This is a genomic window from Chryseobacterium sp. 2VB (assembly GCF_005503635.1).
Classification (GTDB): Bacteria; Bacteroidota; Bacteroidia; order Flavobacteriales; family Weeksellaceae; genus Chryseobacterium; species Chryseobacterium cupriresistens.
Genome location: NZ_SCNC01000022.1, coordinates 57,951 through 78,394, shown reverse-complemented (window position 1 = coordinate 78,394; position 20,444 = coordinate 57,951). Strand labels below are relative to the sequence as shown.

General features: G+C 36.7%; 18 protein-coding genes. 8 read left to right on the top strand and 10 right to left on the bottom strand.

The window, feature by feature from the left end; genetic code table 11:
• Window positions 1-116: 116 nt before the first annotated feature.
• Complete coding sequence (gene trmD, locus FFS26_RS17680; RefSeq protein ID WP_110008092.1) at window positions 117-788, bottom strand: tRNA (guanosine(37)-N1)-methyltransferase TrmD; 672 nt, start codon at window positions 786-788, stop codon at window positions 117-119.
• Window positions 785-2,047: an NAD(P)/FAD-dependent oxidoreductase gene (locus tag FFS26_RS17675; protein WP_137905694.1), complete on the bottom strand. Its 1,263-nt coding sequence runs from the start codon at window positions 2,045-2,047 to the stop codon at window positions 785-787. The genes trmD and FFS26_RS17675 overlap by 4 nt, the downstream gene beginning before the upstream one ends.
• A 66-nt stretch (window positions 2,048-2,113) precedes the next feature.
• Between FFS26_RS17675 and FFS26_RS17670 the strand changes: the two genes are divergently transcribed.
• On the top strand, window positions 2,114-2,977 hold the full coding sequence (locus FFS26_RS17670; protein WP_137905693.1) for a glycoside hydrolase family 25 protein: 864 nt from the start codon (window positions 2,114-2,116) through the stop codon (window positions 2,975-2,977).
• 60 nt (window positions 2,978-3,037) lie between these two features.
• Here the strand turns inward: FFS26_RS17670 and FFS26_RS17665 are convergent, their stop codons facing one another.
• Window positions 3,038-3,895 carry a carboxypeptidase-like regulatory domain-containing protein gene (locus tag FFS26_RS17665; RefSeq protein WP_137905692.1) on the bottom strand — a complete coding sequence of 286 codons (858 nt, stop codon included), beginning with the start codon at window positions 3,893-3,895 and terminating at the stop codon, window positions 3,038-3,040.
• A 121-nt stretch (window positions 3,896-4,016) separates the two neighbouring features.
• Entirely contained in the window at window positions 4,017-4,529 is a 513-nt protein-coding gene (locus FFS26_RS17660; RefSeq protein ID WP_110008314.1) for a 5' nucleotidase, NT5C type, read from the bottom strand.
• Between the two features lie 216 nt (window positions 4,530-4,745).
• Between FFS26_RS17660 and FFS26_RS17655 the strand changes: the two genes are divergently transcribed.
• A complete protein-coding gene (locus FFS26_RS17655) occupies window positions 4,746-6,638 on the top strand; it encodes an ABC-F family ATP-binding cassette domain-containing protein (protein WP_137905691.1) in 1,893 nt (630 codons plus the stop codon).
• Between the two features lie 166 nt (window positions 6,639-6,804).
• Here the strand turns inward: FFS26_RS17655 and FFS26_RS17650 are convergent, their stop codons facing one another.
• Window positions 6,805-7,860 carry a Gfo/Idh/MocA family oxidoreductase gene (locus FFS26_RS17650; RefSeq protein ID WP_110008315.1) on the bottom strand — a complete coding sequence of 352 codons (1,056 nt, stop codon included), beginning with the start codon at window positions 7,858-7,860 and terminating at the stop codon, window positions 6,805-6,807.
• Window positions 7,861-8,041: 181 nt separating this feature from the next.
• Between FFS26_RS17650 and FFS26_RS17645 the strand changes: the two genes are divergently transcribed.
• From FFS26_RS17645 to FFS26_RS17635, 3 genes are all read left to right on the top strand, one after another.
• Window positions 8,042-10,327 carry a TonB-dependent siderophore receptor gene (locus tag FFS26_RS17645; protein WP_137905690.1) on the top strand — a complete coding sequence of 762 codons (2,286 nt, stop codon included), beginning with the start codon at window positions 8,042-8,044 and terminating at the stop codon, window positions 10,325-10,327.
• Between the two features lie 94 nt (window positions 10,328-10,421).
• Window positions 10,422-10,937: a hypothetical protein gene (locus FFS26_RS17640; protein WP_137905689.1), complete on the top strand. Its 516-nt coding sequence runs from the start codon at window positions 10,422-10,424 to the stop codon at window positions 10,935-10,937.
• 262 nt (window positions 10,938-11,199) lie between these two features.
• A complete protein-coding gene (locus FFS26_RS17635; protein ID WP_047435061.1) occupies window positions 11,200-11,790 on the top strand; it encodes an outer membrane beta-barrel protein in 591 nt (196 codons plus the stop codon).
• Between the two features lie 97 nt (window positions 11,791-11,887).
• On the opposite strand, the gene FFS26_RS17630 is transcribed toward FFS26_RS17635, so the two are convergent.
• On the bottom strand, window positions 11,888-12,523 hold the full coding sequence (locus tag FFS26_RS17630; protein WP_110008099.1) for a peroxiredoxin: 636 nt from the start codon (window positions 12,521-12,523) through the stop codon (window positions 11,888-11,890).
• 94 nt (window positions 12,524-12,617) lie between these two features.
• Here FFS26_RS17630 and FFS26_RS17625 point away from each other — a divergent pair, with 94 nt between their 5' ends.
• Entirely contained in the window at window positions 12,618-13,505 is an 888-nt protein-coding gene (locus tag FFS26_RS17625; protein WP_110008100.1) for a mechanosensitive ion channel family protein, read from the top strand.
• Window positions 13,506-13,720: 215 nt separating this feature from the next.
• Here the strand turns inward: FFS26_RS17625 and sucC are convergent, their stop codons facing one another.
• The 4 genes from sucC to FFS26_RS17605 form a co-directional block, all read right to left on the bottom strand.
• A complete protein-coding gene (gene sucC, locus FFS26_RS17620; RefSeq protein WP_062676270.1) occupies window positions 13,721-14,911 on the bottom strand; it encodes an ADP-forming succinate--CoA ligase subunit beta in 1,191 nt (396 codons plus the stop codon).
• 208 nt (window positions 14,912-15,119) lie between these two features.
• A complete protein-coding gene (locus FFS26_RS17615; RefSeq protein ID WP_110008101.1) occupies window positions 15,120-15,506 on the bottom strand; it encodes a DUF423 domain-containing protein in 387 nt (128 codons plus the stop codon).
• Between the two features lies 1 nt (window position 15,507).
• Window positions 15,508-16,596: a hypothetical protein gene (locus FFS26_RS17610; RefSeq protein WP_110008102.1), complete on the bottom strand. Its 1,089-nt coding sequence runs from the start codon at window positions 16,594-16,596 to the stop codon at window positions 15,508-15,510.
• Window positions 16,597-16,762: 166 nt separating this feature from the next.
• Window positions 16,763-18,091 carry a hydroxymethylglutaryl-CoA reductase, degradative gene (locus tag FFS26_RS17605; protein ID WP_110008103.1) on the bottom strand — a complete coding sequence of 443 codons (1,329 nt, stop codon included), beginning with the start codon at window positions 18,089-18,091 and terminating at the stop codon, window positions 16,763-16,765.
• A 156-nt stretch (window positions 18,092-18,247) separates the two neighbouring features.
• Between FFS26_RS17605 and FFS26_RS17600 the strand changes: the two genes are divergently transcribed.
• Both FFS26_RS17600 and FFS26_RS17595 read left to right on the top strand, forming a co-directional pair.
• Window positions 18,248-19,507, top strand: coding sequence for a putative DNA modification/repair radical SAM protein (locus FFS26_RS17600; protein WP_110008104.1), 1,260 nt, complete (start codon window positions 18,248-18,250; stop codon window positions 19,505-19,507).
• Window positions 19,508-19,658: 151 nt separating this feature from the next.
• Window positions 19,659-20,417 (top strand): TIGR03915 family putative DNA repair protein, encoded by a 759-nt coding sequence (locus FFS26_RS17595; RefSeq protein ID WP_137905688.1) that lies wholly within the window; start codon window positions 19,659-19,661, stop codon window positions 20,415-20,417.
• Window positions 20,418-20,444: the final 27 nt, after the last annotated feature.

Here is a 20,444-nt window from a genome sequence, read left to right as displayed (position 1 = left end):
CACTATAATTAATATTTTTCACACTTTTTTAAATAACAACAAATATTATTCCATTTACCTATAATAAATGGAATTTAAGTGGGAGCAAGAATTATATTCGTTCCGGCAATTCTTGTTTACAGTAAATCGGGACGTTTTTCTTTTGTGATTCTTACTGCTTCATCGTGACGCCATTCTTCAATCTTTCCGAAGTTTCCGCTCAATAGGATTTTGGGAACATCTAAACCTTTATAACTTTCAGGCCTTGTATAGATGGGCGGTGAAAGAAGATCATCCTGAAAGCTGTCTGTTAAAGCGCTTTGCTCATCATTCAAAACTCCGGGAAGCAATCTGATAATTGAGTCTGCCAAAACACAGGCAGCGAGTTCTCCTCCCGTAAGGACGTAGTCTCCAATTGAAATTTCTTTTGTAATATGAAGGTCTCTTACTCTTTGGTCTATTCCTTTGTAGTGCCCGCAGAGAAAGATCAGATTTTCTTTGATAGACAATGAATTGGCAATTTTCTGGTTCAAAGTAACTCCATCCGGTGTCAGATAGATCACCTCATCATAGTTTCTTTGAGATTTAAGCTCTGAAATGCATTTATCCAGCGGCTCAACCATCATTACCATTCCTGCTCCGCCTCCATAAGGCTCATCATCAATTTGTCTGTGCTTATTGACTGCCCAGTCTCTTAAATGGTGAAAATGTACTTCTACCAGTCCTTTATCCATCGCTCTTTTCAAAATAGAAGTTTTGAAAGGACTTTCCATCAATTCCGGAAGTACGCTTATTATGTCAATTCTCATTGTAATGTTCCGTTTTTCTTAGTAGGTATAATAATTAATCTTAAAGAAGAATCTTTGTTGATATAGCTCCACATCCAGTTGAAGAATATGGCCAGCTTATTACGAACGCTCAAAATTAGCATTAAATGGAGAAACATCCAGAAATACCACGCCAGAAATCCCTGGAATTTTATAAACGGCAGATCAACAACTGCCCTGTGCTTTCCAATGGTCGCTAATGAGCCTTTGTCATCATATTCGTATTCTTTCCATTCTTCCTGACTTTTCTTTAAAAGATTTTTACCTAAATTTTTGGCCTGATTAATGGCTACGTTGGCTACCTGAGGATGTCCCTGCGGATACTTCGGTGTTTCCATATAGGCGATATCCCCGATAGCATAAATATTATCGTAACCCTGTATTTTATTATATCGATCTACAATATATCTGTTTCTTACTAATTTTTCTTCCGGAAACCCTCCTACTACATTTCCTGTAACTCCGGCAGCCCAGATCACATTATTGGATGGTATTTCTTTTCCGCTTCTGAGATGTACTTTGTCCCCATCATAATCTGTTACCACTTCCCCGCTCAAAAAAGTAACACCGAGATCTTTCAGGTATTTCTCAGATTTTTCCTGAGCTTCACTGCTCATGACAGCAAGGGGTTTTTCTGTGGAACTTACCAGAATAATCTTCAGATGGTCGAAATTCATGTAAGGGTAATCTCTTGGAAGGATGTCCTTTTTCATTTCAGCAAAAGCTCCAGCCAGTTCTACTCCGGTAGGTCCGCTTCCAACGATCACAATATTCCAGTTTCCGTCATCGCTCCTGCTTTTTTCAATAATCAGCTTTTCAAAGGTCATCAGAACATGATTCCTGATACTGATGGCTTCCTGGGTATTTTTCATCCCGAAAGCTTTTCCTTCCAGTTCTTTGTTCCCGAAAAAATTAGTTTTACAGCCCGTTGCTATGATGAGTTTATCATAAGTAAATTCTGCCTCGTCGGTAATGACTTTATGGTTGGAAGGATCTATTTCTTTCACCTCAGTCATACGGAACTGTGTGTTTCTGGATTGCTGAAAAATCTTTCTGAAGGGAAAAGAAATGTTGGAAGGTTCTATCCTTCCTGAGGCTACCTGATAAAAAAGCGGCTGAAACATATGGTGGTTCATCCGGTCGAGAACAATAACCTTTTTGTTCTTGTTATTCAATGTTTTTGCAAGCTGCAGCCCCGCAAATCCTCCTCCAATAATGATGATTTTTTCGCGTGTTTCCATAATACACAAATTTACTGATTTTATTTTAGCATTTCGCAGTGAAAAAAGTTAGTTTTGCAAAACTTTATGACACCCAAAAAGTACACCAAAAAAACTGCCAAACAAGTCCATAAATCGAGACGGAAGAAGTATTTTTTCCGACGATGGGTCATACTGGCAATTTTAATAACGGCATTAGTAGGAACAGGACTTTACTTAAAGCAGTCCGTCAGCTATTACTATGCCTTGTACTTTAATAAATTTAAGCATAAAAAGCTTCATAACAGTGAAAAGGAGGCAGCAAGAATTCAGAGAATATTAGCCAGCAACCTTGATAAAACCTATGGTTTTGATGTTTCCCATTATCAGAACCGGGAAGATATCAGATGGGATAGTCTCAGCATCGGAAATAAAACGATTCCGCTGGAATTTGTCGTGATGCGTGCAACGATGGGAAACCGTAGTGCCGACAAGCATTTTGATGAATTTTGGGAAAGTGCCCAAAAACATGAGCTTATCCGTGGCGCCTATCATTTTTACAGAGCCGATGAAGATCCCGTGATCCAGGCCAATAATTTTTTAGACAACGTGAAACTTGAAAGCGGAGATCTTCCTCCTATTCTTGATATTGAAAAAATTCCAAAGCGTAAAACCAACAAAAAACTGGTTGAAGACCTGAAAGTATGGTGTAAAATTGTAGAAGAAGCCTATGGTGAAAAACCTATCATCTACACATACTACCATTACTATAAAGATTTTCTGAAAGGCGAGTTTGAAGGCTACCCTTTATGGCTTGCCAATTACAACGATGTTCCCTCACCTTCTCCCGACGACGAGTGGGATTTCTGGCAGTTCACAGAAAACGGTATTGTTCACGGCATCAATACAAAAGTGGATCTTGATGTCTACAATGGTAATTCGTGGTCATTAAAAAGGCTGACACTGGATTAGAAAGAAGGGAAATGTATGGAACAGTTAATTAATTGTCCAGCTGATCAAACTACATATGTATTAATCATCTTCATTCATATTATTGCTTCCGTTTTTATCCATTTTCACATCAATATTAATGGCTGGTGCGGCAATGGTCATTTTCTGCCAATCACCATAAAACTCCCTTATAAACCCTGTTCTGAACAAAGCAGCACTGATTTTAATCCTGCCGTCAAAATCTTTTAAAAACTGTATGCCAATAAAAAATTTCCCCTGCAGCCAGATGTTACGGTCGCTTACATCCAGTGTATACGTTCCATCTTTGATCATATCTTCAGTGAGCTTTACGGTAATCTCCTCTTCCAGGATATTTTTATCCGGGAAGCCATTTTTTTCACTGTAAATGCTATATCTCATTAAAACCGGCTCGGTAGAAACATAGCTGGCTATATTCAGATTGATATTTTTAAGCTTTGATCTTTTCTTTGCGTTGAATTCTAAAGCTGTTTCTCCAAGAAAACTCTTTTTGTCAAATTCCGGGTTAACAGAATAAATAACACTTTTTGTTTTGGTATTGACCCCCCAGTTTTTATCTACCAGCTTTTTAGGCTTAATTGTAATCTCTTTAATATTTTTAGTTTTCTCTGTTAAAAATATTTTTTGCTGGTCATACTTTTTAAAATCCTGTATTGTTTCCTGATAAAGATCGTATCCCGGGACTTCTATTTTTATTTTCTGCTGGGGATCTGTATTGGAAAGATCAATTGAAAATCTTCCTTTTTCATCTGAAATCGTGCCTGTCGATTTTTTCTCAATCCCAATTTTCACATAAGGAATAGGCTGATGTTCGTTTTTAGAAACAATAGTTCCGGAAACAACCTGCGCATGGAAGGCTGAGGCTGCCACAAGGAAGAATAAAGTAGAATATATTTTCATGTTAAAAGTTTGATGCAAACATATCTAATTTCAATATGCCGGCCTCCCAACATTTTATTAAATTTATTCTCCCTTTAGTTAAAGTTGTTTTAAATATTTCCTAATTCTAAATATTTCCGACTCAAAGGATATTCATAACCTCTTCCCAGGAATGAACTCTTTCATAGGTATCATTTTCTATCAGTTCATTATGAGGCTGGGTAAATATCAGTCTTTGTCCTGAAAAATGGTCCAGATTTTTAGGATAATCATCAATCATAACATCTCCGGACACTACTCTTTTACTTCCGCAAAGAACAATCTGTTCCCATGTGATAAAAGGAAAATGTTCTGCCAGCCAGTCATATTTTTCCCGTAGACTGTTCGGAAATTCCATTCCGGCAGATACAATATAGAGTTCATATTTATTATTAAGGTATTCTATTGCCTCACGGCTCCCTTTCATTACCGGTAAGGTTCTGAAAAAGCCTACTTCATTCACATGCTTTTTTCCGTTGGGAAAAGATTCTATTTCAGGCTTACCAGCCAAATCACTGATTTCAATTTCTCTTCCTGTATCCCTTTTTTCAAATTGCGCCAGCTGATGATAGACATCCGCCATTACTCCATCCATGTCGACGATAACTTTTTTCATTGTTTCCATCAGATTTTTGTATTATGTATTACTATTTACAATGTACATTTCATTGTGGTTGATCAAATTTACTGATTAGTTTTTTCAGATAAGGGGCACAGTTTATTAAAAAATTATAAATATTCATTTTTATAAAAGAGGTTCCGGGAAGTTTTAGGCTACATTTTCGTATTTTTGCGGTTCAATTGAAATTTAAAATCAAACTATTAATTCCCAATGAATTACGTTTCTGCAGAAAATCTTACCAAATCTTACGGCATCAAAGTTTTGTTTAAAAATATTTCTTTTCACATCAATGAAGGAGATAAAATAGCGATTGTTGCCAAAAACGGAAGTGGAAAATCTACCCTTCTTAAAATACTAATGGGTAAGGAAATTGCAGACAGCGGAACTGCGATCATCAATAAAGATATCCAGGTGGTATTATTTGATCAGGAGATTGATTATGATCCTAAGCTGAGCATTGAAGAATTTATGATGACCCTTGATTCTGAGCCTATCCTGGCGCTTAAAAACTATCATCGTTCACTTCATTCTACAGATAATGATTTTATTGAGAAAGCACTGGCTGATATGGAAGTTCATAAAGCCTGGGATCTGGAAAATGAAATGAAGCAGATTCTTTCCCAGCTTAAAATAACAGATCTTGAGGCTAAAATGGGAACCCTTTCCGGAGGACAGATCAAACGTGTCGCACTGGCTAAACTTTTAACAGAAACAAGAGCTGAGCACAGACATACCCTTCTTATCATGGACGAACCTACCAACCACCTTGATGTGGACATGGTAGAATGGCTTGAAAACTATCTGAACAAAGCAAAAATCACTTTATTGCTTGTCACCCACGACCGGTATTTCCTTGACAGTGTTTGTGATATTATCTGGGAAATGGAGGATCAGAATCTGTATGTTCACAATGGTTCGTATGCTACTTACCTCGAGAACAAGATGATTCGTGAGGAGAATCTTAATGCTACGATTGATAAAGCGAATAACCTTTACAGAAAGGAACTGGAATGGATGAGAAGACAGCCAAAAGCCAGAACCACAAAATCCAAAAGCAGAATTGATGCTTTCTACGAAACGGAAAAAGTAGCCAAAACCGACACCAGAAAAGACGGGCTGGAGCTTGATTTTGAAATGAAACGTCTGGGAAATAAAATTCTTGAACTCAAACATATTGATAAAAGCTTTGGATCTAAAGTTTTATTGAAAGATTTCAGCTACCAGTTTCAACGTGGAGAAAAGGTGGGAATCATCGGAAAGAACGGAGCGGGAAAATCTACCCTGCTTAACATTATTCAAGGTTTTGAAAAAGCCGATAAAGGAGAAATTGAAACCGGAGAAACTATTTCTTTCGGTTACTTCTCGCAAAAAGGTCTTACCTATAAAGAGGATGAACGTGTGATTGATTTCATCAAAGAAATTGCAGAATTTTATCCTTTAGCGAATGGTAAAAGTTTATCCGCCTCACAGTTCTTAAGATTATTTTTATTTGACGATCAGACACAATATTCTCCTATTTCCAAACTTTCCGGAGGTGAAAAGAGAAGACTTCACCTAATGTATATTTTGTATCAGAATCCTAACTTCCTGATTTTTGATGAACCTACGAATGACTTAGATCTTCCCACGCTAACGGTTCTTGAAAACTTTCTTCAGCAATTCCAGGGATCTTTGATTATCGTTTCCCACGACAGGTATTTCATGGACAGAATTGTAGACCATGTTCTGGCTTTTGAAGGCAACGGGAAAATCAGAGATTTTGTAGGAAACTTCTCAGAATACAGAGAAGCCAGAAGCCGTGAAGAAGCGTTAGAAAAAAATGCTGTGGTAAAACCTGAGCCTGTAAAAGAAATTGTTTCTTCAACAGAAAGTAGCCAGTCTTCCAATTCTAAAAGAAAACTCACTTTTAAAGAACAAAGGGAGCTGGAGACGATTGAAAAAGAAATGCCTGAACTGGAGGAACAGCGTGCAAAAATTCTGGATAAGCTCAACAACGAAGCTGATTATGAAAAGATAGCCACTCTTTCTTCCGAGCTGGAAACTGTTTCAGAAAAACTGGAGAACCACGAAATGAGATGGCTGGAGCTTCAGGAGCTACTTTAAGAATTATGAGTTAAAAATTATGAATTATGAATGAGTCGGAGCGTTTGAGTGTTTTAGGGTTTGAGTGTAAATGAGTTGAAAACTTCTAATCACAACTACAATCAACCTGAAACTTTAAACCTTGAACCTGAAATTTTGAATTCATTCATAATTCATAACTCATCATTTATAATTTGATTATTCTTTCTTCTTTTGCACTTTCAAGAGAAGCATCAATGATTTTCATATTCTGAATAATTTCTTTTCCCGGAGATGGTAAGGCATATCCAAAAACGATGTGTTCATAAATCTGCTGGTAATAATCCATATAATTTCCGGCTTTGCTCGAGGTAAGAATTCGTTCTGTTTCGGAATGATCATTCAGTAAGTTTAAAATGCCGTCCGGCCCTTTCAGAGGCTGCGTCCATTCTTTACCATATTCAGGAACGGCCCCTGCTACCAGTTCATTTTCCTGATTATCGGTTCTTTCCTGTAGGAAAGTTCCTCTGTCTCCATGAATTGTATAAGCATAATGTCCTTCTTTGCTGAAAACAGATGATTTCAGTCTTACTCTCAGATTATCTTTATAGAATAAAAGAATTTCAAAATAATCGTTAGCGAATTCGGCTCCTTTCATAGAAAATACGTCAGCAAAAAGTTTTTCGGGGTACCCAAAGTACTGTACTGCCTGATCGACAAGATGTGCTCCCAGATCATGAAGTGATCCTGATCCCTGCTGATCCGGACTTTCTTTATGCTGCTTTCCACTGGCCGTGGTACGGAATCTGTCAAAACGTATTTCAACTTCTTTAATATTCCCTGTTTTCTTATCATTCAGAATTTTTTGAACCTGCAGAAAGTCACGGTCGAATCTTCGGTTTTGGTATACACTCAGAAACAAACCTTTTTCTTCAGCCAGTTGCACCAGTTCTTCTGCTTCAGAAACATTTACTGTAAAAGGTTTTTCCACAATAATATTTTTTCCCGCTTCCAGTGCTTTTTTGGCGTACTCATAATGGGTCTGAACCGGAGTATTGATGATCACCAATTCTACATCTGCCTGCTGAAGCATTTCTTCCACGGAATGATAGATTGTTGCCTCAGGATATTTCACCTTCGATTCTTCCTTGCTTCTTTCCACCACAGCAGAGATAAAAAATCCCGGATGCTCCTTTAAAAAGGGAGCATGGAACACTTTCCCACTCATTCCAAAGGCACAAAGCCCTGCTTTTACCAATTGCATATATAATTTTTTAACAAATATATTCATAAAAAATTCTCTATCCCTAGTGTAAAGGAGCTATAGAAATAATCCATCTCGTCGACTCATAAAAATATGATTTAAATCATGAAATTATTTTTATCTATTCTAAACAAATACTTACATTTGCGCCTTATTTAAAACTGTTCTACATAAAAATAAAATGAAAAGACAATTACTTTCTTTAGGCCTTCTGTTTATCGCCGCTTCGGCAAGTTCACAGCTGAAAAATGCTGAAGCAGATACTATCAGAATTCAAACTATTGAGGATATCAACCTTCACAAAACGGGAAATCCTAACCAGGCTAGACCATTATCGACAAAGTCGAATCTGACGATAATGGAAACTCCCCAGCCCATTGCTATTGTTACCCACGAAATCATTGAGCAGCAGCAGGCAAAGCAACTGAGTGATGTTCTTCAGAATGTAAACGGATTATACATCACTTCATCCAGGGGAAATTCTCAGGATAGTTTTGGTGGACGTGGTTTCATTTTAGGAAATGATAATATTTTTAAAAATGGTTCAAGAGTAAACAGCGGTGTTTTCCCTGAAGTAAGTGGTCTGGAAAGAGTAGAAGTTTTAAAGGGCGCCAATGCCATGCTTTTTGGAAATACAGCAGCTGGTGGTGTTATCAATATGATTACAAAAAAGCCTAAATTCAATTTTGGTGGAAGTATCGGGTTAAACGGCGGAAGCTGGAATTCTTATAAACCAACAGTTGATATTTATGGTCCTTTATCTAAAAATATTGCTTTCAGAGTAAACGGAGCCTATGAGCATGCTGAAAGTTTCAGAGATGTTGTAGAATCAGAGAAATATTATTTCAATCCATCCTTCCTTTTCAATTTAAGCCCAAAATCACAATTGATTGTGGAAGCGGATTACCTTAAAACTAATTTCACTCCTGATTTCGGGCTTGGTTCTATTACGGAAAAAGACCAAAGCTATAGATTGAATGATACTGTTTCCAGAAACACTTTCTTCGGAACTGACTGGCAATATCAAAATGTACAGCAAGCTTCTACGAATGTAACTTTTAATCATCAGTTCAACGAAAGATGGTCTTTAAATGCGATTGCTTCTTACCAGAACTATACGAAAGATTATTTTTCTTCTGAAAGAGTACAATGGATATATGATACTAAAGATGCCACTGTAGATCCTAACAGATTGTCATGGAAAAGACCTTTTGGCAGAACTTACAACGAACAAAATTATACTTCAGCACAGGTAAACATCAATGGTGAATTCAATACAGGAAAAATCAGCCACAAAGTTTTAATTGGGGCAGATGCTGATTACAGCCAGGCAGATGCTTATGCTTATACTGTTGCGGCTCCAAGAAATCTTCTGTATCTAGATGATCCATCAACATGGGGAAGTATTGATATGCCGAATTCTACTCTTAGTACGAGAAACAGAATCAATACAAGAAGAATCGGGATCTATGCACAGGATTTTATCAGCTTAACAAAACAATTAAAAGTAATTGCAGGTTTAAGATGGTCTTATATAGAAAACATGCCTACGCTGACGACCCGCTTTACATTAAATGATAAAATTGAAGTCGCTAATTCGTCAACGTCTGACAATGCATTTTCTCCGAAAGTAGGTTTGGTATATGCTCCAAATGAAAACCTTTCAGTATTCGCAACTTATACGAATTCTTTTGCAGCCAATGCAGGGTATACTTCAGATCAATTTGGCACGGTAAATACCAATCAGCCTGTTACAGATGTTCAAAATCAATTAAATACTTTATCCAGACAAAGTATAAAACCTTCAACAGTTGATCAATATGAAATCGGTATTAAAAAGAATTTCTGGAACAATGCTTTAGCTGTTAACTTAACGGCTTACCAGATTATGTACAATAATTATTACCAAACCTACTGGTTTGCTTCTGCTTCAAACGGGGCACCGGTAAATTCCACAGACACCAATCTTAAAGAATTTGCAGGAAATATGAGAAGCCGTGGTGTGGAACTGGACATTACAGGAAATCCTACAGAAAACTTATCTATAATCGGAGGTTTTTCTTATAACAATTCGGTTTATACTGACACTCCTGAAAAAGGATATATTGAAAACCAAAGACTGGTAAGAACACCGGCTACAACAGCAAATGCTTCTGTTTTCTATAAATTTACAAACTACGTAAAAGGATTGAAAATCGGAGCTGGAATTTATTACATCGGGGATAGAATTGCCGGATGGAATGATACAAAATCTACAAACACAAGCAGAAATAACGTGAGCAGAATGTTTGATCTGAAAGATTATACGACTGTTTCCGTGTCAGTAGGCTACGAGTGGAAAAAATTCTCTATTCAAGGGAAAGTGGGCAACCTGTTTGATGTTGTAAACTACAATGTTCACGAGAATTATTCAGTGAATCCGATTACGCCTAGAAATTACTATTTCACATTGACATACAGACTCTAGAATTCTTTATATAATAATTATTTCACTAAAAGTGGAAATTGCATTTTTGCAGTTTCCACTTTTGAAATTTTAAACAAAAACAAAAAAATAAGATATGGATAAGATTAAAGACACAAGAAGTTTCATGAGAATTATGCACCGTTACCTGGGATATTTCCTTGCCGGAATTATGGCGGTATATTCATTAAGCGGAATTCTTCTGGTGTACAGAGACACAGATTTCCTGAAAAGTGAAAAGAAATACGAAAAGAATATCGCAGCCAATCTTACAGAAAAAGAGCTGAAAAAAGAGCTTAAAATGAAAGGCCTGGAAGTGGAAAAAACAGAAGGAAGTGTTCTTTATTTTAAACAGGGAACTTATGACAGTGCAACCGGAAAAGCCAAATATTCCAAAAAGGAACTTCCTTTCGTATTGGACAAAATGGTTTCGCTTCACAAATCACAATCGAAAGATGCTATATCTCCTTTAAGCGTATTCTTCGGAGTTTCTCTTTTCTTTTTCGTCATCTCAAGTTTCTGGATGTTTAATCCCAAGACCAAAGCATTCAAACGTGGAATCAAATTTACAATTGCAGGTCTGATCATTTCGGTGATCCTGTTATTTATTTAAATTCCGAATGGGCAAAGAAAAATAAGTGTTTTATATAATTAATGATATATTATCTACTTTTATCATTTTTTTCTTAAAACAACCATTTTATTTTCTTTATTATCATAACATATAGAGCCGATAGGTTAAAAAAATAAACTATATCTCATTGAAAATCTTAACGTTTGTTTAGAAAAATTACGTAAAATTAAGAGTCTGGCACATTTATTGTTTTTTCTATAATTCGTGAATAATAAACATTTAATTATTAAAATAATAAATTATGAAAAAACTTATTTTAACAGGAATATTAGCCGTAGCAGGCTTAACAGCAACTGCCAACGCTCAGATTCAAAAAGGTAATTGGATGGTAGGAGGTAATCTTGTAGGGGCAAATTTTGGTTTAAATGAAGGAGCAGGATACAACTTTGCAATTCAGCCTAAAGGAGCCTATTTCATCGAAGATAATATCGCAGTTGGGGGATACGTAGATTTAGGTTTCAAAGGAGCTAAAGATGCACCCACTACTTTTACATATAATGTAGGAGCATTAGGACGTTACTATCTTAACCCGGGAGAGCAGGGAGTAAACAACTTACTACACCACGGAAGATGGTTCTTCGAAGGTAATGTAGGTGTTGGAGGAATGTCTATCTCTAAAGGAGGTTCTTCTTCCAACGGTCTTAACTTCGGATTCGGACCTGGTTATTCTTACTTCATCACTCCAAACATCGGATTGGAAGGTTTAGTGAAATATGATGCAAACGCAGGATTCGGAAGCGGTGGATACACTAACAAAATTACTTTTGGTTTAGGATTCCAGATTTATCTTCCAACGTCTAAAGCGAAACAAATCATCAACGACGTTAAGTAATCACTGAAATACTTATAAAAAAATGAAAGCGCCCCGGAATTTATTTCCGGGGCGCTTTTCGTACAAATTAAAACTAAACTATAAAAAATCAAATAAATCATGTATTAGGTTGAGGGGTGTATCTCAGATAGGGCTTTATTTCCGTTACCCCTTTCGGGAATATTTTCCGGGCATCTTCTGTAGAAATGGTTGGAGGTACAATAACATCTTCTCCAACTTCCCAATTCACAGGCGTAGCCACACGGTAATTGTCTACCAGCTGTAAAGAATCCAGCACTCTAAGGATCTCGTTAAAATTCCTTCCTGTAGAGGCCGGATAGGTAATAATCAGTCTTACTTTTTTGGAAGGATCAATAATCAGAAGAGAACGTACTGTTGCGGTAGCCAAAGCATTGGGATGAATAAAATCATACAGTTCTGAAACCTTTTTGTCTTTATCGGCAATAATAGGAAACTTTACATTGGTATTCTGAGTTTCATTAATATCTTTTACCCAATTTTGATGATCTTCTACCCCATCTACACTCAGGGCAATTACTTTTGTATCTCTGGCATCAAACTCAGACTGAAGTTTTGCCGTATATCCCAACTCCGTTGTGCATACCGGTGTATAATCTGCAGGATGCGAAAACAGAATTCCCCAGGAATCTCCCAGATAATTATAAAAATTGATATCGCCTACTGATGATTCTGCCTGAAAGTTGGGCGCTGTATCTCCTAGTTTGATTGACATAATGTTCTTTCTTTATAGTCTACAAATTTAGTAGACTTTTTGGAACTGGCAAATTTTTTGATGAAAATTTATATCTTTAATTAAAATTTTATTCATGGAGAAAACCGGACTCAGGTATGTAGATCTTGTTTACAAGGTATTGGAAAATTGGTATATCACCTTCGCTGAACTTACACCCAAGCTGATTGTTGGAATTTTAGTATTTACCTTTTTCCTGGTTACCAGCAAATATTTAAGCCAGGCAGCGGTAAAATTATTCCATAAATTTTTTCCTAAAAGTCGCAAAGAGAGTTCATTAGTCACCTTAATCAGTGTATTCAGATTTTTGATCATGCTGATGGGAACCTTTATTGCTCTTGAAATAATGGGTTTCAGCGGCTTTCTTTGGAAGTTTATCGGAAGCTTAGGAGTTGCGGGGGTTATTGCCGGGGTTGCTCTGAAAGATCTGGTATCCAGTATTTTCTCAGGAATGCTTATTGGAATTGACAAAGCTTACAAGGTAGGAGATTATATTACGATCGGAACCCACTCAGGAACAGTACAGGAAATCGGGTTTCTCACTACAAAAATTCTTACTGATGACGGAAAGAAAGCTTATATCCCTAATCAGGTTGTTTTCAATGCTCCGTTTTACAATATTACGGCCTCACCACAACGAAGGATTATTTTAAACTTTGAAATTCCGGCTGATGAAGATATTACCAAAGCACAGAAAGGAATTCTTGATGTGGTTAAAAATCTTGATAATGTAGATAAGCTGGACACTCTAGAAGTGATTTTTACAGATTTGAAGCAAGGTGCATTTAATCTTCAGGTAAAATTCTGGATAAAAGTGGGGGCTAATCTTGCGCAGGTAAGAAGCCAGGCTTATTTAGGGATTAAAGAACGCTTTGATACGGATAAAATTCAGCTGGTAACGCCAACGAGCATCAGCATTACAAGTGGAGAGACTAACTTGCCGGAAAGTCATCAGGATAAGTAAAATTATTCACAAAATAAAAGACCATTTCGAGTATTGAAATGGTCTTTTTTATGATGATTGATAGGGGATATTTAAACCTAACAGGTTTTAGAAACCTGTTAGGTTTACAGTAGTACATTTCCGCTGAAGTTATTACAAAACTGTGCCCTTCACGTTCCAACAAAAAAACCGTTCCAAAATTGGAACGGTTTTCTATTTTATTTAAAAATTTCAGCTTATGCTAAAACTTCTTTTACTTTGTTTGCAGCTTCTTCTAAAGTAATTGCAGAGTGTACCGGAAGACCAGACTCGTCAATTAATTTTTTAGCTTCTACAGCGTTAGTTCCCTGTAATCTTACGATCAATGGAACAGGAAGGCTACCCATAGCTTTGTAAGCATCTACAACACCCTGAGCAACTCTGTCACATCTTACGATACCTCCGAAGATGTTGATCAAAATAGCTTTTACGTTTGGATCTCTTAAGATGATTCCGAAAGCAGTCTGTACTCTCTGAGCATCTGCAGTACCACCTACGTCAAGGAAGTTTGCAGGGTTACCGCCAGATAATTTGATGATATCCATAGTTGCCATTGCAAGACCAGCTCCGTTTACCATACAAGCAACGTTACCATCCAGTTTTACGAAGTTAAGACCAGCTTCACCAGCTTCTACATCCATTGGATCTTCTTCTCTTGTATCTCTCAGTTCAGCTAAGTCTTTGTGACGGAACAATGAGTTGTCATCCAAAGTTACTTTAGCATCTACAGCGATAATCTTGTTATCAGAAGTTTTTAATACAGGGTTGATTTCGAAAAGAGATGCATCAATGCCTGTGTAAGCATTATAAAGAGAACCGATGAATTTTACAAATTCTTTGAAAGCATTTCCTTCAAGACCTAGGTTGAAAGCAATTTTTCTAGCCTGGAATCCCTGAAGACCTAAAGCAGGATCAATGATTTCTTTGTGGATCAAATGAGGAGTTACTTCAGCAACGTGCTCAATATCCATACCACCTTCAGTAGAATATACGATTGTATTTTTACCTTCAGCTCTGTCTAATAGAATAGAAACATAAAATTCTTTAGTTTCTGACTCACCTGGATAATATACATCCTCTGCAACCAAAACAGAATTTACTTTTTTACCTTCAGCAGAAGTTTGTGGAGTAATCAACTGCATTCCGATGATATTCTGAGCGTTTTCTTTAAGCTTATCCATGTTTGGAGAGAACTTTACACCACCACCTTTACCACGACCACCTGCGTGGATCTGAGCTTTTACTACCCACCCTTGAGCGCCAGTTTCAGCAGTTAGTTTTTCAGCAGCAGCTACAGCTTCATCTACGTTGTTTGCAACGAAACCACGTTGGATAGCTACTCCATACTTTGATAAAATCTCTTTTGATTGATACTCGTGAAGATTCATATTATTTTTATTATTTTATTTTAATATTTAAAGGTTGACAAATTTACTAAAAAGACACGGAAGTTCAAGTTTATTGACTTAAAAATTAAAGTCTGGCTGACTTGATTTTTAACATATCTTCCTGTTTTCCCTTATTCTTTCGCTAATTTCTCAGATTGAACAGGTTGAATGTTCGTATGAGCAGCCTTCTTCTGTTAATTTTTATTTCCTAAATTCTGTTTTTAGCAAAATATAAGATCAGCATTCCCCAGCTCAAGATCATCATCAGACCTCCAAGCGGAGTGATAGGGCCTAAGAATTTAAGATTCATTCCCAGATAATCCTGCATGCTTAAGAAATAGATACTTACTGAGAATAAAAATGTTCCTGCAATCATTAAAATGGAAGTCCATTTTTCAGCGGAAGTTTCAAATTTTAAGATATATCCGATGATCAGCAGGAAAAAAGCTGCATACATCTGGTATCTTACTCCTGTTTCAAAACTTTCCAGTCTTTCCACAGCTAATATTTTCTTTAAAGCGTGTGCTCCGAAAGCACCCAGGATTACAGAAACCATTCCGTAAACTGCTCCAAAAATTAATGTGATTGTTTTCATTTTATAACTCTTCTAATTCTAGGGTTAAATATTTTTTTGTTTTATCATCCTGCCAGGTTCCTGAAATTGTATTTCCTTTCATATCTGCTTCTACAAAAGCTCTTGGAATCCATTTGCCGACAGCTTCATCATAATGATCATTCTCAGTAATGGAAATATGATTTCCTTTCATTTTACCGTCCCATGGAATCAGCTTTTTATTTTTATCATACCAATACAATGCAGTAAAGGAGCTTGTATCATTTTCACTTTCTCCTTTATATAAGCGGCTGATAAAAACAGTGACAGGATATTTGCCATCTATTTTTCCTTTGTACAACTTATTTCTAAAACTGGTGGCACCTATTTTTTCAGAACCGGAAATTAAATTTCTTGCATAAGGGCTCCAATATTTTTCCAGTTCTTTGTAGGAAAACTCTATTTCGTGACTGTCGAGGTCATCCAGAGCTCTCATAGCATGGTTGGAGCATCTTCTGGCAACAAAAGTCAGTTTATCTTTTCCGAAAAAATATCTGATGTCTTCTAAAGTATGTTCTGTAAAACAGTCCTCATACATAGCGATCTGATCTTCAGTTTCCTCAGATGGTTTTTTTTCTGCTTTCAGTTTGACCAGAAAGTCAGCAATTCTTTTTTTTACTCTTCTCTGAATGATACTTTCAACCATTTTCACGGAATTAGGTTGAAATAAATCTTCAGCATTGATAAAATTTCCTGTTCTCAGATCAAAATTTTTCCAGATTAAAAACCCTTCCGCATAAGCGCCCGAAGCTTCACCATCAATGGCAATACTCAGAATATTCTCAGGAGTTTCAATTTTATCCCAACTATAAAAATAAAGATAGTTGGAATAGGAATTGGTTGCTGTAGAAGCCAGTTTAAAAGGATTTCCGCCAGATCCGGGAACATATTCCAGCTGATCCACCTGCAGAAATGTATTGATTTTATTTTCTACCCGTGGATTTTCAGGATAGGAAACAACCGGAAAAACGGTATCTTCAGTTTTAGGCTGCAGATTAGTGATTATCACTTTTTGCTGCTGCGAAAAACTTAATCCGGAAATCAGTAAGAAAAATACAATACCCTTTTTCACTATTTTAATTTTAAGTACATTAAAATGAACTTGGCAACCAGTGTAGAAATCCCCAGTATGATAAACATATTGGCGAATTTTTTAGAACTTCTGAAACCTTCATTGTTTGTTTTCTTCAGAAAGAATCCAAAAAGAAGGAATACGATAGGCAAAATGATCTGTAGCATTAGTTTCCTCTCATTCTGTTAAATTCATTGATCACCTCATGGTGGCTCACCGTCTTATCTTTAAAATACGTTACAAAGTGCTGTTTTTCTTCTTCAGTAGCGCCCAATTGGTTCAGAATATTCAATAAGTGCATCTTCATATGTCCTTTCTGGATTCCTGTGGTCACCAGAGAGCGTAAAGCCCCAAAGTTTTGTGCAAGTCCTGAAACTGCCAGGATGCTCATCAGCTCTTGTGCGGAAGGTTTCCCAAGAAGTGCCAGTGAGAATTTTACCAAAGGGTGAAGATTGGTAAGTCCTCCCACAACTCCAACAGAAATAGGAAGATCAATCCAGAATCTGAAAATTCCGTTATCTGTTGTACAGTGTGTTAAAGATCTGTATTGGCCATCTCTCGCAGCATAAGCATGTGCGCAGGCTTCCGTAGCTCTGAAATCATTTCCGGTAGCGATTACAACGGCATCTACTCCATTCATTACTCCTTTATTATGAGTAGTCGCACGGTAAGGTTCTATTTCTGCAATGGTAACGGCCTGCTTGAATTTAGAAGCAAATTCTTCCGGAGAAATTCCACTGTCATCTTTTAAATCTTCCATTTTACACGAAACCTCAGCTCTCACAATACAGTCAGGGGTAAAGTTGGAAAGAATATTCATCACAATCTGCAGTGAATTCTTTTCTTCCTGAGTAAAATCTTCGCTGGTAGCAACTTCCTGTCTCAAAGTCTTTCCGAACTGCTCAAGACATGAGTTGATAAAGTTCGCTCCCATTGAATCCACAGTATCAAAACTTGCTTTCAACTGGTAGTAATTCGGCATTTCTGCTGTTTTATCCACCAGGCTGATGTTTAAAATACCTCCGCCGCGTTTTCTCATATTCGTGGTGATATCTTCTGTGGCTTCAAATAATTTTTTCTTTAAACTGAAATTAAAGAAATGTAATAATTTGTGAGGTTCTACATTAAAAATAAAGTGGGTATGCCCCAGTTTTTCAGTATTGATAATCGTTGTTTTAAAACCTCCCTTATCGATCCAGAATTTGGCAGCTTTGGAAGCAGCCGCTACTACTGAACTTTCTTCAACTGCCATTGGAAGTGCCAACAGTTTTCCATCGATTAAAAAGTTCGGAGCAATTCCGTACGGCATATAGAAATTGGAGATGGTATTTTCAGAAAATTCTTCGTGAAGTTTCTGAAGATCTGCATCATCATTCCAGTATTGTTTTAATATATTTTGATATTCCTGGTTTCCTTCAAGATATTCGTTTACGAGCCATTCGATTTTCCCCTGCTTTGGAAGCTTGGAAAAACCTTCGATTGGTTTATGATTCATGATATAAACTTTAATGAGCCGTAAATATAATGATTTTGAGACTCTTTTTTGTGGATAACTTACATGAAAAAAGGTTGACTTTTATCAATTTTGGAACTAATTTTGAACAATATTAAATTACAATTCAGATACAAAATATATCAAATCATTTTAAATATGAATTTTGACCGTCTTAAAGAAAAGCTTGAAATCCTTGCTGATGCAGCGAAATATGATGTTTCCTGTTCATCAAGCGGAGGTACAAGAAAAAATAAAAAAGGAGCATTGGGAGATAGTTCTGCAAGCGGGATCTGTCATACCTATACAGAAGACGGAAGATGTGTTTCTCTGCTTAAGGTTCTGTTGACCAATCACTGTATTTATGATTGTGCTTACTGCGTTTCCAGAAGTTCCAATGATATCAAAAGAGCTGCTTTTACAGTAGAAGAAGTGGTAGACCTTACCATCAATTTTTACCGCAGGAATTATATTGAAGGGTTATTTCTAAGCTCAGGAATTTTTAAAAACGCAGATACCACAATGGAAAGACTGGTAAGAGTGGCCAAAAAGCTGCGCCTGGAAGAAAATTTTAACGGATATATTCATTTGAAATCTATTCCGGGAGCAAGTGATGATCTGATGCAGGAAGCTGCGTTGTATGCAGACCGTTTATCCGTTAATATTGAAATTCCTACGGAGAGTGGATTAAAATTATTGGCGCCTGAAAAAAACAGACAGGATATGATCAGCCCGATGCGGTATATTCAAAAAGGCATCATTCAATATAAAGATGAAAAGAAAATCCTTAAGAAGGTTCCGAAGTTTGCTCCGGCCGGACAGTCTACACAAATGATTGTGGGAGCAACCAATGAAAATGACTTACAGATCATCAAAGTGGCAGATCATTTTTATAAAAATTTTAATCTGAAAAGGGTGTATTATTCCGGATATGTTCCGGTTCTGGAAGATCAAAGACTACCCTCTTTAACCACAGAAGTCCCTATGCTTAGGGAAAACCGACTGTATCAGTCGGACTGGCTGATGAGATTTTATGGTTTTAAAGCAGAAGAAATTTTAGATCCCAATGTTCCTTTTCTTGATCTGGAAATGGATCCGAAATTAAGCTGGGCATTACGGAATCTGGATCAGTTCCCGGTGAATCTCCAGACTGCCGAATACCGGATGATTTTAAGAATTCCCGGAATCGGAGTGAAAACAGCGCAGAAAATTGTGAGTGCAAGACGTTTTCAGATTTTAACGATGGATCATTTGAAAAAACTCGGAGCGGCTGTCAACCGGGCAAAATATTTCATCGATTTTAATGCTGGGAATGCCTACCTGAAATACTTAACGGATAAAAACTTCAGAAAGCTGCTCATAGGCGGAAGCTCATCCAAATTTCATAACCAGTTTTCGCAACAGCTGACTTTGTTTTGATTTTAAACACAAATGACACCATATTTTCACAAATGGACACTAATTTATAATACAACACGACTGTCATTCTGACGAAGGAAGAATATCTAGATTCTTCACTTCATTTTATTTCGTTCAGAATGACAAGCACACACAAATTTTAATTCAACACATGACAACTCTACTCTACGATGGAAGTTTTGACGGTCTTTTCACAGCAGTATTTGAAGTTTTCGAATATCGTTATAAAGATGTAGAAATTATAAGCAGGGAAAGGTTTCATCAGGAAAATATTTTTGCTGAGATTCACGAAGTCATTACCCAAACAGATAAATCTGAAAGGGTTTTGAATAAATTAGAACAGAATATTGGGAAACAGGGCGTTTACAAACTTTTAAAAGTTTTTTTATCGGAAGATCCGGAGCTGGAAAGCCTTATTTTATCTGCGGTAAGACAGTCGGTGAAGAATCCAGAAAATAATATTCTTGAAAACTTTGCCGATAATGATGTTTTAAAAATTTCAAAAATCTGTAAATCAGTAGACCGGGAAAGACACAGAATGACGGCTTTTGTCCGGTTTGAAAAAATGCAGGATGGTGTTTTTTTCTCTAAAATAGATCCCGACTTCAATGTTCTTCCTTTAATCAGAAAACATTTTCACGACCGATACCAGGATCAGAAATGGATGATCTACGATCTCCGGAGAAACTACGGACTTCTGTATGATCTGAACGATTGTGAGTTTTTCTATCCTGATGAAAAAATTATTCTCCATAATTATCAGCAGAAATTTCATGATGAGGAAAACAATTATCAGATACTCTGGCAGCGATATTTCACAAAAACCAATATTGTAGAAAGGAAAAATATGAAACTCCATATTCAGCATGTTCCCAAAAGATACTGGAAATATCTGACTGAAAAATGGTAGCCGGAATTCCATATTGTGGATAACTTT